The organism is Afifella aestuarii (genome assembly GCF_004023665.1).
Taxonomy (GTDB): Bacteria; Pseudomonadota; Alphaproteobacteria; order Rhizobiales; family Afifellaceae; genus Afifella; species Afifella aestuarii.
Genome location: NZ_SAUF01000002.1, coordinates 549433 through 562857 on the forward strand (window position 1 = coordinate 549433; position 13425 = coordinate 562857).

Here is a 13425-nt window from a genome sequence, read left to right on the forward strand (position 1 = left end):
CTCCGAAGGATAAGGCAAGCGAGAGGGTGCGCAGCATCAGTTCTGCTCCATCGCTGCGGCCGGATCGGCGGTCTCCGGCGCGGGTGAGGCGGCGGGCATGTTGCCGGGAGCCTCAGACATGTCGGCCTGATGGTCGAGGGCCGGTTTGAGATAGCCGGTCGCGGCTTTCTCGGGATCGAGATAGCGCTGCGCCACCTCCTGCACGTCCTTTGCCGTCACTTTCTGGATGCGCGCCGGCCAGGTCTGAACGTCTTCAAGCGTGCGACCGACCGCGAGTGCCGAACCGACGATGCGGGCGAGCGATTGCTGGCTGTCCTGCGAATAGACGGCATCGGCGACGACGGAGTTCTTCGCCCGTGTCAATTCCTCATCGCTGACGCCTTCTTCGGCGAGCTTGCGGATGGAGGCCTCCATATCGGCCTGCAGCGTCTCCAGATCGACACCGTCGCGCGGGATGCCGACGACGATCAGGCGGGAATCGTCGACCGCCGTGGGGCTGTAATAGGCCCCGGCATAGGTCGCGGGTCCGTTGTCGCGCACGAGCTCGTCATAAAAACGGCTCGTCGCACCGGTGCCGAGAATGTCGGCGAGAACCGAAAGCGCTTCGGCCTCGCCGGGCTTGGCGGTGACAGCCGAGGGAACGGCATAAAACTGCATCAGATTGGGCTCGCGCACCTTCTCGTCGCGCACGGTGATGGTGCGCGGACCGGGCGAGGGCGGCTCGGCCGGACGCGCGGGCCGCGCGCTGTCGGGCTTTGATTCAATCTGACCGTAGGTTTCCTCGGCGAGCTCCTTCACCTCGTCCGGCGTGACGTCGCCGGCGACGACCAGGATCGCATTCGAAGGCGTATAGAACTCATGGTAGAAATCGAGCGCGGTCTTAGCGTTGAGCGCCTTGATCTCGTTCTCCCAGCCGATCGTCGGCCGACCATAGGGATGATTGAGATAGAAGATCCGGTTGAGCGCTTCGTTCATGAGAGAGCCAGGATCGTTGTCGACCCGCATGCGCCGCTCTTCCAGGATGACGTCGCGTTCCGGTGCGACGACCTCGTCGGTGAGGACGAGATTGCTCATCCGGTCCGCTTCGAGCTCCATCACGTCCTTGAGGTGGTCCTTCGAGACGCGCTGGTAATAGGCGGTGTAATCGTTGCTGGTGAAGGCGTTCTCCTCACCGCCGATCTTCGACACATAGGTGGAGAACTCACCCTCCGGGTGCTTCTTCGTTCCTTTGAACATGAGGTGTTCGAGGAAATGCGCGTTGCCCGACTGACCGGGCCGCTCGTCGGCGGAACCGACGCGGTACCAGACCATATGCGTGACGACGGGGGCGCGCTTGTCGGGAATGACCACCACGTCCATGCCGTTCTTGAGCGTGAAATGTTCGGCATTGGGGGCGATGCGTGCGACTTGTGGGGTGCTCTGCACCTCGTCGGGTGTCGCATCTTCTGCATAAGCAGGGGCCCGATCGAGGGCTGGGGAAAGGATAAGGCTGACCATGAACGCTCCGACTAGGGTCGGCACTTTGAACGGGAAATGCTTCAAGGTGAAGTCTCCGATTTGGAGTCTCTCGCAACCGGCTGCGGTTTAGGTGCTGGACATAGCCGCACATATAGGGCGGCAGAGATGATGCCCAATGAACATCTCTTCATGTTGGCCACATGTTGGCGGACCGGCCAATTGACGTTCTGCGCGCAAGCCTTTACCCGCGGCTCGTGCCGGTTTTCCGGTCCCAGCATAAATGGGCTCATGCAAGCGGAAGAGATATCAGGTCTGGCTGAGATCGCCGGCGATTACGAGGCGATCTTGTGCGACGTCTGGGGCGTCATCCATAACGGTGTCGCCGCACATCCCGGCGCCGTGGAGGCGCTGTGCCGTTTCCGCGAGAAGGGCGGACGCGTGGCGCTCATCACCAATGCGCCGCGTCCGAACGGTCCGGTCCGCGAGCAGCTTCTGGCGCTCGGCTGCCCCGATGACGCCTATGACGCGATCGTCACCTCCGGCGACGTGACCCGCCAGGCGATCTCCGGATACGCCAAGAAGGGCGGCATCTGCCATATCGGTCCCGACCGGGATCTGTCGCTCTATGACGGGCTCGACGTGACCTTGGTGGGCCCCGACGAGGCGGTCGCCATCAGCTGCACGGGCCTGTCGGAAGACGACGTCGAAACGCCCGACGATTATCGCCCGCTCCTGGAAAGACTTGCCGGGCGTGGCATTCCGATGGTCTGCGCCAATCCCGACGTCGTTGTTGAACGCGGCGGCACCCTCGTCTGGTGCGCCGGTGCGCTCGCCGAGCTTTATGAAGAACTCGGCTGCGAGGTGATCCTCGTCGGCAAGCCCTTTGCGCCGATGTACGATGCGGCCTTGGCGACCCTCGGCCATCCGTCCCGCGAAAAAGTTCTGGCGATCGGCGACGCCTTCAACACCGATATCCGCGGAGCCAACCAGGCGGGCATCGACTGCCTGATGGTGACGGCCGGCATTCATGCCCATGAATTCGGCCATCCCGAAAAGCCGGATCTCGACAAGGTGCGCAGCCGCCTCATCGAGGAAGAGCGCCATGTCGTGGCGTTCCTGCCGCGCCTCGTCTGGTCCGCCGGCGGTGCAGGCGCGACTTCGTCCGATCCTCTCCGCTGATCTCTCGTCCGATGCCGTCTTCGCCCGTTTCCATTGCGACCTTCGATTGCCTGCCAGACGAATGGCGAAATGCCGTCGTCGCGATCGGCAATTTCGACGGCATGCATCGCGGTCACCAGGCCGTGCTCGCAGCCGCCCAGGCGGAAGCGGAGCATCTCGGCGCGCCCTGCATCCTTCTCACCTTCGAGCCGCATCCGCGCTCCTTCTTCGCGCCCGACAAGCCGCTCTTCCGTCTGACGGAGCCTGTGATGCGGGCAAGTGTCGCCTCCGCCCTCGGCCTCAACGGTGTCGTCGTCGCGCATTTCGATGCGGCCTTCGCCGAAACCTCGGCGGAAGATTTCGTGCGTCGCTTCCTCATCGAGAAGCTTCAGCTGCGCCATGCCGTCACCGGCTATGATTTCCATTTCGGCCATCGTCGCCAGGGCACGCCGGAATTCCTGCAGCGTCAGGGTGTGCTTTCCTCTTTCGGCGTGACCGTCGTCGACAAGCACGGCGATGAAGAAGGGGCCGTCTCATCGAGCCGAATCCGCGCAGCTCTCGAGGAAGGTCGGGTCGAGGAGGCGCGTCAGCTTCTGGGCTGGACCTGGTCGGTGGCGGCGAAAGTCGTCCACGGCGACCGGCGTGGCCGCGATCTGGGCTTTCCGACAGCCAATATGGTCCTGCCGACCTCCTGCGATCTGCGTCAGGGCATCTATGCGGTGCGCTACACCCGGCCGGACGGTCGGGTGCATGATGGCGTCGCGAGTTTCGGCCGCCGCCCGACCTTCGACGACGGCGCCCCCAAGCTCGAGACGTTCCTGTTCGATTTCGAAGGCGATCTCTATGGCGAGATGGGCCTCGTCTCGCTCGTCGATTGGATCCGCGCCGAGGAGCGCTTCGATTCCATCGAGGCTCTGGTGGCGCAGATGAACGAGGACGCGTCGACCGCGCGCAGGATTTTGGCAAACCACCCCCTCGCTGATTTCGATCGCCGCATCGCCGCGGACTGGCCGCGCATCGAGGGGGAAGCTGAAGCTCTCGGGCTCGCCTGACCCCTATTCGCTGAGCACGTTTCCCTTCAGCGTATCTTCGACGCGTCATAATCCTCGCAATCGGCTGGGCGGTCCTTATGGTGAACCGCTCATATGTCTGCCGCTGCGGAGGTTTGATGATGCGTTTCTGGCATTTGGTCCTCGTGACCGCTTCGCTCCTTCTGGCTCCGCTGGCCGTCGGCGCCGGTCCCGCGGACGCCGGTCCCTCGAGCGATCCGGATCTCTACGAGGCGCAAACGATCGTCACCGGGGAGCGCGAGGAGACGCGGCTTCCGGCGTTCGAGGAGTGCCTTCTGAAGGTTCTCGTCAAAGTCTCCGGCGCGCCCATCGCGCGCGGCGATCCTCGCGTTCCAGAACTCCTCGCCACAGCGCCCTCCTTCGTCCGTGCCTACCGCTATCACGACCGCATGGAAGGAATCCCGCATCACGACGAGCAGGGCTCGCGCGACCGCCCCTATGATCTCACGGTCAGCTTCGATGCGGCGAAGATCGACGCCGCGCTCAACGGCCTTGGCTATGAAGCCTGGCTTGACCGGCCGACGCTTGCTGTTCTGGTCGCGGTTCTTACCGAAGGCCGGCGGTATCTTCTGACGCGCGACGGCAAGCGAGGCATCGATCAGAAGGACGCGCTGGAAGCTGCGGCGCACCAATACGGGCTTGCGATCGTTCTGCCCGCGCAATCCATCCTGGAGGAAAAGGACGCTGTCTCCGTGCCTTCGGGGGAGGGCGAGATGGAAGATCTCCGCCCGTTTGCGAGCGCGCTCGAGACGGAGGTCGCCCTTGGCGGGTCGATCGCCTGGGACGCGACGGCGCTCGGCTGGAAGGCCAAGTGGCATCTCCAAACTGCCGAGGGCGCGACGGCCGACTGGCAGGTCGCTGGCGTGAGCTTCGACGATGCGTTTCGCAATGCCATGGCGGGAGCCGCCGCGATGCTGTCCGGCCATGCCGATGAAGCGGCGGGCCTGGAAAGGAAGTGAACTCCCGCTCCGGCGCAAGCGTCTCCGCCTCTCGTTCTTCCACTGTCGCGCACGGGCTGCGCCAGCGGCTTTTCATCGCCGCGGCTCTCGGTTACAAGCCGCCCCATGCGAGCCGAGATCATAGCCCTTCTGCGAATTAGCCGCCCGGCCTCTGTCTGAGAGGTCGGGAAGCGCATTGCCGGGCCGCGATCGCATTCGATCGACGCGCTTTTTCATAGAATTCTGAGCTCAGGATATGACGATGAGCGACCAAAAAGCCGCCGCGAACGAGGCGGAGCGAGATTATTCGAAGACCCTGTTTCTGCCGAAGACCGACTTCCCCATGCGCGCCGGCCTCCCCAAGAAGGAGCCGGAAATCCTCGCGCGCTGGGAGAAGATGGATCTCTATAAGCGCCAGCGCGAGGAGGCCTCGGGGCGGGAGAAATACGTCCTGCATGACGGCCCTCCCTACGCCAACGGCAACATCCATATCGGCACGGGTCTCAACAAGATCCTGAAGGACGTCATCGTGCGCTCGCGCCAGATGATGGGCTTCGACGCCAATTACGTGCCCGGCTGGGACTGCCACGGCCTGCCGATCGAGTGGAAGGTCGAGGAAAACCTGCGCGCCAAGGGCCAGTCGAAGGATTCCGTCGACAAAGTCGAATTGCGCCGGATGTGCCGCGACTTCGCCACCCACTGGGTCGGCGTCCAGTCCGAGGAGTTTCAGCGGCTCGGCGTCATCGGCGACTTCAAGGATCCGTATCTGACGATGAGCTTCGATGCCGAGGCGGTCATCGCCGAGGAATTGCTGAAGTTCGCCGGCTCCGGTCAGCTTTACCGTGGCTCCAAGCCGGTGATGTGGTCGGTTGTGGAGAAGACGGCGCTCGCCGAGGCCGAGGTCGAGTATCACGATTACGAATCCGACACGATCTGGGTGAAGTTCCCAGTGCTTGGGGACGGGCCGCTTGCCGGCGCTTCCGTCGTCATCTGGACGACGACGCCCTGGACGATGCCCGGCAACCGTGCCGTCGCCTATTCGCCGCGCATCTCTTACGGCCTCTATGAGGTGACGCAGGCGCCGGAAGAGAACTGGGCGAAGGTCGGCGACCGCCTGGTGCTGGCCGACGTTCTGGCGGCCGACGTCTTCAAGAATGCGCGCGTCGAGGCCTATGAGCGCCGCGGCGATGTCGACCCGGCGTCGATCGCGCGCTGCGCCCATCCGTTCCGCGATTCCGGCCTCGGCGGCTATCAGTTCGACGTGCCGATGATGGCCGGCGAGCATGTGACGGAGGATACGGGTACGGGCTTCGTCCACACCGCCCCCGGTCACGGCCGCGAAGACTTCGACGTGTGGATGGAAAAGGCGAGCGAGCTCCGCCGCGAGGGCATCGACACCACGATCCCCTATACGGTCGACGAGAACGGCGCCTTCACACCCGATGCGCCGGGTTTCGAAGGCGTGCGCGTCATCGACGACAAGGGCAAGAAGGGCGACGCCAACAAGGTTGTCATCGAGGCACTCGTGAAGGCGGGGCGGCTTCTCGCCCGCGGCCGACTGAAGCACCAATATCCGCATTCCTGGCGCTCCAAGAAGCCGGTCATCTTCCGCAACACGCCGCAATGGTTCGTCTATATGGACGAGCCGATCGAAGGCAGCGAAACGTTGCGTGCGCGCGCTCTCGAGGCGATCGAGGCGACGCGCTTCTATCCGGCCGCCGGCAAGAACCGCCTCAAGGGCATGATCGAGCATCGCCCGGACTGGGTCCTGTCGCGTCAGCGCGCCTGGGGCGTGCCGATCGCCGTCTTCGTGAACAAGGAGACGGGTGCCCTGTTGCGCAACGACGAGGTCGATGCCCGCATCGTCTCCGTCTTCCGCGAGGAAGGGGCCGACGCCTGGTTCAAGGAAGGCGCAAAAGCACGCTTCCTCGACGGCCTGGTGGAGGATGCGGAGGCCTGGGAGAAGGTCGACGACATCCTCGACGTGTGGTTCGATTCCGGCTCCACCCATGCGTTCGTCCTGCGCAAGCGGGCGGATCTCAAATGGCCGGCAGATGTCTATCTCGAAGGCTCCGACCAGCATCGCGGCTGGTTCCATTCCTCGCTCCTGGAGAGCTGCGGCACCAATGGCCGTGCGCCCTACGACGCCGTGGTGACGCATGGCTTCGTCATGGCCGAGGACGGCCGCAAAATGTCGAAGTCTCTCGGCAATCAGGTGACGCCGCAGCAGGTGATCGAGCAATCGGGCGCCGACATTCTGCGCCTGTGGGTCGTCTCCTCGGATTATTCGGAGGATTTGAGGATCGGTCCGGAAATCCTGAAGACGAACGCCGATTCCTACCGCAAGCTGCGCAACACCATCCGCTGGATGCTGGGCTCGCTCGCCCATTTCCGCCCGGAGGAGCGGGTTGAACCCGCCGACATGCCGGAGCTGGAGCGGCTCATCCTGTCGGAGCTCGTGCGTCTGGAGAAGACGGTGACGAGCGCCTACGAGGTCTTCGACTTCAAGCGCGCCTTCTTCGCCATCTTCAACTTCATGACCATCGACCTGTCGTCGGAATATTTCGATATCCGCAAGGATGCGCTCTATTGCGATCCGGCGTCGTCACTCCGCCGCCGCGCGGCGCTGACGGTCATCGACCGGCTCTTCGATGCGCTCGTCAAATGGCTGGCGCCGCTGCTGCCGTTCACGGCGGAGGAGGCCTGGATGGCCCGCTTCGGCGAGGATGCCTGTGTCCATCTCGAACTCTTCCCGCAGATCCCGGCCCAATGGCGCAACGAGGCGCTCGAAGAGCGCTGGGAGCGGATCTGGACGGTGCGTCGCGTCGTCATGGGCGCGCTCGAAGTGGAGCGGCGCGAGAAGCGTATCGGCTCGTCTCTGGAGGCGGCGCCGATCGTCCATGTCGCCGACGAAGAGCTGCTTGCGATCTTGAAGGAGATCGATCTCGCCGAGATCGCCATCACCTCGGGAGCCGTCCTGGAACTCGGAGACGGGCCGGCGGAAGCCTTCCGGCTCGCCGATATCCCGGGTGTCGCCGTCGTCCCGGCGAAGGCGGAAGGGCGCAAATGCGCCCGCTCCTGGAAGATCACGCCGGAGGTCGGCGCCGATCCCGAATATCCCGACATCACGCCGCGCGATGCGGCCGCGATGCGCGAATGGGAAAAGGCACAGGCCGCGTGACGCTGGCACAGCCGATCACTTTGGCGGCGACGGGACTTGGGGTTCCGGTCGCCGCCGAAAACCCGGTTGCCGAAGGCCCGGTTGCTGGAAGGAAGGCCGCATGACGCCCTTCCGCTTCGGCGTTCTTGTTGCCGTGCTCGCGGCCATTCTCGATCAGGCGCACAAGGCTTTCATGCTCGGGCCCTATGCGATTGCCGAGAAGGGGCGCGTGGCGCTGACGCCGTTCCTCGATCTCATCCTCGTCTGGAACCGCGGCGTCAGCTACGGCCTCTTCACGCAGGAAAGCGACATCGGACGCTGGCTGCTCGTCGGTGTCGGATTGATCGGGGCGGCGGTGTTTTTCTACTGGCTGACGAAACTCGATCGGTTTCTGTCCGCGATTTCCGTGGGCCTCATCATCGGTGGGGCGATCGGCAACGTCATCGACCGCCTGCGCTTCGGTGCGGTGGCCGATTTCTTCCTGTTCCATATCGGCAGTTTTCAATGGTACGTCTTCAACCTCGCCGATGTGTGGATCGTCGCGGGGGTGATCGGCATGCTTCTCGCATGGGCGACCGAGCGCCCTGAAAATGCCAAACAAACGTGAAAGGCGGGCTCCTGTCGACGGATAGGGGCCTTATGCTATAAGCCGCGTCCATCTTGGCCGGCAAAGATTCCTGTCGAGCGATGGGGCAAGGGGTAGAGTTGATGGCGAATTCAGCGGCGGAAACCGCAAAGCGGCTCGTGCCGGCATCCATCGCCCTGGCAATGGGCGCGATGCTGCTGGGCGGCTGTCCGGGCAGGACCTACGGCACCGGCGAGGCGCCCGAAATGGCGATCTTTTCCGAAGTGGCTGCCGTCGGCAACCTTGGCGGCAAGGACAAGAAGCCGATCGATTATCGGCCGCGCTCGCCGCTCGTCATGCCGCCGAGCGCCGAGTTGCGGCCACCCGAGCCCGAGGCCGGGGTGCGTACAGCGAATTGGCCGACGGGCCCGCAGCCCAATGCCTCCGCGGTTGCCCTCAACCCGGCCGATCCCGACAACAATATCGCCCGGGACGACATGTCTCCGGAATATGTGTCGAGCCTGAAGCCGTTGAGCGGGATGGCCCGCAAGCGTCAGCCGGGTGAGCGCGAAGACGATGCCGAGATCGGCGTCAAATACGATCTCGTTCGCAACCGGCAGGCCGCCAAGGACGTCAAGGAAAAGATGGCCGAGGCCAAAGGCGTCGGCATCACCGAGCGGCGCTATCTGACGGATCCGCCCGAGGCCTATCGCGAGCCCGCCGAGACCGCCCCGGTCGATCCGGAGGCGACGGGCGGAAAGAAGAAGGGCAACTTCTTCACCCGGATGTTCAAGTAGCGCCATTCCGGCCTCAGCCGCCTTTTCAAACCGGACGGCCTTCGTCAGACTCGCTTTGGATTCGAAAGCGGAAACAGATCTTGGCCGTTCGCGCTCTTCCTGAGCATATCGTCAACCGCATCGCCGCCGGCGAGGTGATCGAGCGTCCTGCGAGCGTCGTCAAAGAGCTCGTAGAGAACGCCATCGACGCCGGTGCGCGGGCCGTCGAGGTTGTGACGAGCGCCGGCGGCAAGAGCCTCATCCGCGTCACCGACGACGGCGAGGGGATGTGCCGCGACGATCTCGTCGCCGCAGTCGACCGCCATTGCACCTCGAAGCTGCCGGACGACGACCTCGCCCACATCACCTCGCTCGGTTTCCGCGGCGAAGCGCTCGCCTCGATCGGCTCTGTTGCAAGGCTCTCGCTCGAAAGCCGGCACAAGAGCGAGGAGCATGGCTGGTCGATCCTCGTCGACGGTGGCCGCAAGGCCGAGCCGGTGCCGGCGGCCCGTGCGGCGGGGACGCAGGTTGAGGTGCGCGAGCTCTTTTTCGCGACACCCGCGCGGCTGAAATTCCTGCGCTCCGACCGCGCGGAGACCTCGGCCGTCACAGATCAGCTGCGCCGTATCGCGCTCGCCCATCCCGACATTCGTTTCACGCTCGCGGGCGGGGACCGCAAGACGCTCGACTGGGCGCCGCGCAAATCGCTGCTGCCGCGGCTCGGCGATATTCTGGGCGAGGAATTCGCCGACAACGCCGTCCCGGTCGCGGCCGAAAAGGAGGGTGTGCGCCTGTCGGGCTTCATCGCCCTGCCGACCTACAACCGCGCCAATTCCCTGTCGCAATTCGTCGTCGTCAACGGCCGCTCTCTGCGCGACCGGCTGCTCGCCGGTGCAATCCGTGCCGCTTATGCCGACGTTCTCGCGCGCGACCGGCATGCGGTTCTGGCGCTCTTCCTGGAGCTGTCTCCGGAAGATCTCGACGTCAACGTGCATCCCGCGAAGGCTGAGGTGCGCTTCCGCGATTCAGGTCTCGTCCGGGGTCTCATCATCCGCGCCGTGCGCGAGGCTCTGGCCGAGCACGGCTTCCGTGCCGCTTCGACCGGCGGGGTGGAGACGCTTGAAGCGCTGCGCCGCTCGTCGGCGCGGCCGCAAGGCTGGTCGGGCGGCGCACAGCGTCCGTTCGGCTATGCGCCGAGTGCTCCCGCCGGCTGGCAGGGCTGGGCCGCGCCGGATCCGAGGGGCGAGGCTGAGGCCGCTTCGCCGACTTTCGCGATGGGCGAGGCCGAGCAGCCCGCGACCTTCACCTCGGGCTTTGGCGAAGGGACACAAGCCGCCTTCGTCGATGACCGTCCGAGCGCGGAATTCCGGCAGGTCGAGACGGGCGAGGCCGTGTCCTATCCGCTCGGAGCCGCGCGGGCGCAGATCCACGAGAATTACATTGTTACCCAGACGGAAGACGGTCTCGTCATCGTCGACCAGCACGCCGCCCACGAGCGCATCGTCTATGAGCGTTTGAAAGAGGCACTCGGCGGGCGCCAGGTCCCGCGGCAGATGCTGCTCATCCCTGAAATCGTCGATCTGCCGCATGAGGATGTGGAGCGGCTCGCCGCCCGTGCCGATGAGCTTGCCGAGCTCGGCCTGGTGGTGGAGCCGTTCGGGCCGGGCGCGATCTCCGTCACCGAAACGCCGGCGCTCCTGGGCGAGGTCGATGCGGCATCGCTCGTGCGCGATATCGCCGACGATCTGGCCGAATTCGATGCGTCGACGCGCCTGCGCGAAAAGCTCGACCATGTCGCCGCCACCATGGCGTGTCACGGCTCGGTCAGATCTGGCCGGCGGATGAAGCCCGACGAGATGAACGCGCTTCTGCGCCAGATGGAAAAGACGCCCAATTCCGGCCAGTGCAACCATGGCCGGCCGACTTATGTGGCTCTGAAGCTCTCCGATATCGAGCGGCTGTTCGGCCGGCGCTGAGAGCGCCGTTCAGCTGGAGGTCGGAACGCTCTCGGGTGCGTCTGCCGCCTGCAGGAAAATGAGCTGCGTGTCGCTGCTCTCGCGCTTGTCGACGAGCGCAAAACCCTCCGGCAGGGAAATCTCCGCCCGGTCGCTTTCTTCGAGCACGATGAGCGCATCGGGCTTCAGCCAGCCGCCCGCAAGGGCTGCTTCAAGCGCCTGTTCGCCGAGCCCCTTGCCGTAGGGTGGATCGCAGAAGACGAGGTCGAAGGGCGCCATCGTGCCGACGACGCCGAGCCTCGTCGCATCGCGGCGGAAGATGCGGGTCGCACCGGTCAGCGCCAAGGTCTCGATATTCTTGCGAATGAGGCTGCGGCCTTCCACGCCCTGTTCGACGAAAAGCGCGTAGCCGGCGCCGCGGGAAATCGCCTCGAGCCCGAGTGCGCCCGTGCCGGCAAAAAGGTCGAGGACGCGGCTGCCCTTCGCCGGCAGTCCGTGGCGATGCTCCAGGATGGAGAACAGGCTCTCGCGCAGGCGATCCGTCGTCGGCCGCACAGCCTGGGTTTTCGGCGCCGCGAGCGGCCGCCCCTTAAGGCTTCCGCCGACGATGCGCATGGCCGCCCTTCCTGTCGCCGGTCTTCGCGTCGGCAGGCCCGGCGCGTCCGGCCCCCCCGTTTCCGGCCCCCCCGTTTCCGGCCCCCATGTTTCCGGGCCTTGCGTTGCCAGACTTGGCGGTGTTGGGCCGGCCCTTGCCGAAGGTTTTCTCTGGCGCTCTCTTGTCGTCGCCTTTCCGGTCCCGGCTTTTCTTGTCGCTGCGGCCGGTGACGGCGCGCTCGCCGGACGTGGCCTGCCGCTCGGGATATGGAGTTTTGGCGCCGGAGGAGCGCGGTGACCGCGCTTCGCTCTCGCTCGCGCCTCTGCCGGACTTGGCCGCGCCTCGACGCGGGGCCTGATCAGGGCCCGCTGAAGGCCCGGCGCCGCGTCGGCCGCCTTTGCGGCCCGCGGGCGCGCCGTCCTTGCCGCCCGCCTGCGACTTGTCGCCCGCTGGGTTTGTCGGGCGGGGAGGGGCGGTGAAATCCGCCCCGGAGGCCTCAGCCAGACGCTCGCCGAGCTGGTCGCGCAACGTCCGCCCTGGCACTTCCTTGACGGTGCCGACCGGCAGATCGCCGAGCTGGAACGGACCGTAGGAGACGCGGATGAGGCGGTTCACGACGAGGCCGAGATGTTCGAGCACCCGCTTCACCTCGCGGTTCTTGCCCTCGCGAAGTCCGAGGAGAAGCCAGACATTGTCGCCCTGCTGTCGTTCCAGGACGGCATCGATCGGCCCGTAGAGCATGCCGCCGACGGCGATGCCGCGCTTCAGCCGATCGAGCGTCTCCTGGTCGATGCGGCCATGCGCCCGCACCCGGTAGCGTCTCAGCCAGCCGGTCGACGGGAGCTCCAGCACACGCGCCAGCCCGCCATCGTTGGTGAGAAGGAGAAGACCTTCGGTGTTGATGTCGAGCCGGCCGACGCTCATCACCCGCGGCAGATCGGGCGGCAGGGCGGCGAAGACCGTCGGCCGCCCTTCCGGATCGCGCTGCGTGCACACGAGGCCTTTCGGCTTGTGATAGAGAAAAAGACGGCTTCTTTCGCGCGCCTGCAGCGGCTGGCCGTCGACGACGATCTTGTCGCGCTCGGTGACTGTGATGGCTGGTGTCGTCAAGACCCGGCCGTTGAGGCTGACGCGGCCTGCCGCAATCCAGCTTTCTGCTTCGCGGCGCGAGCATAGCCCGGCGCGCGCCATCACTTTCGCGATGCGCTCGCCCTTGTCCGGCCCGTCTTGCGCTTCTGAGGTTTTCTGCCCACTCATGCGGCAAGCTCTAGCAGAGGCGTCGCGACCAGGCGAGATGAGACGAAGCCCCTTTATGACAGAAGCGCTCGCAGAGGCGGAAGCGGCCGCCGCACGTGGTGAGGTGCCCGTTGGTGCGGTGCTGGTGCGAAACGGCGAGATCATCGCGCGCGCCGGCAACCGCACGCTCGCCGACCGGGATCCGAGTGCGCACGCGGAAATGCTGGTTCTTCGCGCCGGTGCCGCGACGCTGAACTCCGAAAGGCTGACGGGCTGCGACCTCTATGTGACGCTTGAGCCCTGCACCATGTGTGCGGCGGCGATCAGCTTCGCGCGCATTCGACGGCTCTATTATGCCGCGGAGGATGTGAAGGGCGGCGCGGTCGACAACGGTGTGCGCTTCTTCTCTGCGCCGACCTGCCATCATGCGCCCGAGGTCTATTCCGGCATCGCGGAGGGCGCGGCCTCCGAGCTTTTGCGGAGCTTTTTCAAAGACCGGCGCGGGTCTTAGTGC

11 protein-coding genes are annotated in these 13425 nt (G+C 65.3%); 8 read left to right on the forward strand and 3 right to left on the reverse strand.

All coding sequences use genetic code 11. The features are described 5' to 3' along the window. Positions 1-36: 36 nt before the first annotated feature. On the reverse strand, positions 37-1497 hold the full coding sequence (locus tag EO094_RS10935; RefSeq protein WP_128292331.1) for a M16 family metallopeptidase: 1461 nt from the start codon (positions 1495-1497) through the stop codon (positions 37-39). A 249-nt stretch (positions 1498-1746) separates the two neighbouring features. Here EO094_RS10935 and EO094_RS10940 point away from each other — a divergent pair, with 249 nt between their 5' ends. The 7 genes from EO094_RS10940 to mutL all read left to right on the forward strand — a co-directional run bounded on the left by EO094_RS10940 (position 1747) and on the right by mutL (position 11101). Beyond that, entirely contained in the window at positions 1747-2637 is an 891-nt protein-coding gene (locus tag EO094_RS10940; protein WP_128292332.1) for a TIGR01459 family HAD-type hydrolase, read from the forward strand. 11 nt (positions 2638-2648) lie between these two features. Then, a complete protein-coding gene (locus EO094_RS10945; protein WP_128292333.1) occupies positions 2649-3668 on the forward strand; it encodes a bifunctional riboflavin kinase/FAD synthetase in 1020 nt (339 codons plus the stop codon). Between the two features lie 116 nt (positions 3669-3784). Next, a complete protein-coding gene (locus EO094_RS10950) occupies positions 3785-4645 on the forward strand; it encodes a DUF2066 domain-containing protein (protein ID WP_164879630.1) in 861 nt (286 codons plus the stop codon). Between the two features lie 241 nt (positions 4646-4886). Then, positions 4887-7805, forward strand: a complete 2919-nt coding sequence (gene ileS / locus EO094_RS10955) for an isoleucine--tRNA ligase (RefSeq protein ID WP_128292335.1) — start codon at positions 4887-4889, stop codon at positions 7803-7805. Positions 7806-7905: 100 nt separating this feature from the next. Next, on the forward strand, positions 7906-8391 hold the full coding sequence (gene lspA, locus EO094_RS10960) for a signal peptidase II (RefSeq protein ID WP_164879631.1): 486 nt from the start codon (positions 7906-7908) through the stop codon (positions 8389-8391). Between the two features lie 101 nt (positions 8392-8492). Beyond that, positions 8493-9146 (forward strand): hypothetical protein, encoded by a 654-nt coding sequence (locus tag EO094_RS10965; protein ID WP_128292337.1) that lies wholly within the window; start codon positions 8493-8495, stop codon positions 9144-9146. An 80-nt stretch (positions 9147-9226) separates the two neighbouring features. Beyond that, positions 9227-11101 (forward strand): DNA mismatch repair endonuclease MutL, encoded by a 1875-nt coding sequence (mutL, locus tag EO094_RS10970; protein WP_128292338.1) that lies wholly within the window; start codon positions 9227-9229, stop codon positions 11099-11101. Positions 11102-11110: 9 nt separating this feature from the next. On the opposite strand, the gene rsmD is transcribed toward mutL, so the two are convergent. Both rsmD and EO094_RS18930 read right to left on the reverse strand, forming a co-directional pair. Then, positions 11111-11695, reverse strand: coding sequence for a 16S rRNA (guanine(966)-N(2))-methyltransferase RsmD (gene rsmD / locus EO094_RS10975; protein ID WP_128292339.1), 585 nt, complete (start codon positions 11693-11695; stop codon positions 11111-11113). Beyond that, the gene (locus EO094_RS18930) at positions 11670-12932 is read right to left on the reverse strand and encodes a pseudouridine synthase (RefSeq protein WP_342772736.1); all 1263 of its coding nucleotides are present in this window, start codon (positions 12930-12932) and stop codon (positions 11670-11672) included. Before EO094_RS18930 ends, rsmD begins: the two co-directional genes overlap by 26 nt. Positions 12933-12969: 37 nt before the next feature. Here EO094_RS18930 and EO094_RS10985 point away from each other — a divergent pair, with 37 nt between their 5' ends. After that, complete coding sequence (locus EO094_RS10985) at positions 12970-13422, forward strand: nucleoside deaminase (RefSeq protein WP_128292341.1); 453 nt, start codon at positions 12970-12972, stop codon at positions 13420-13422. The last annotated feature ends 3 nt before the right edge of the window (positions 13423-13425 follow it).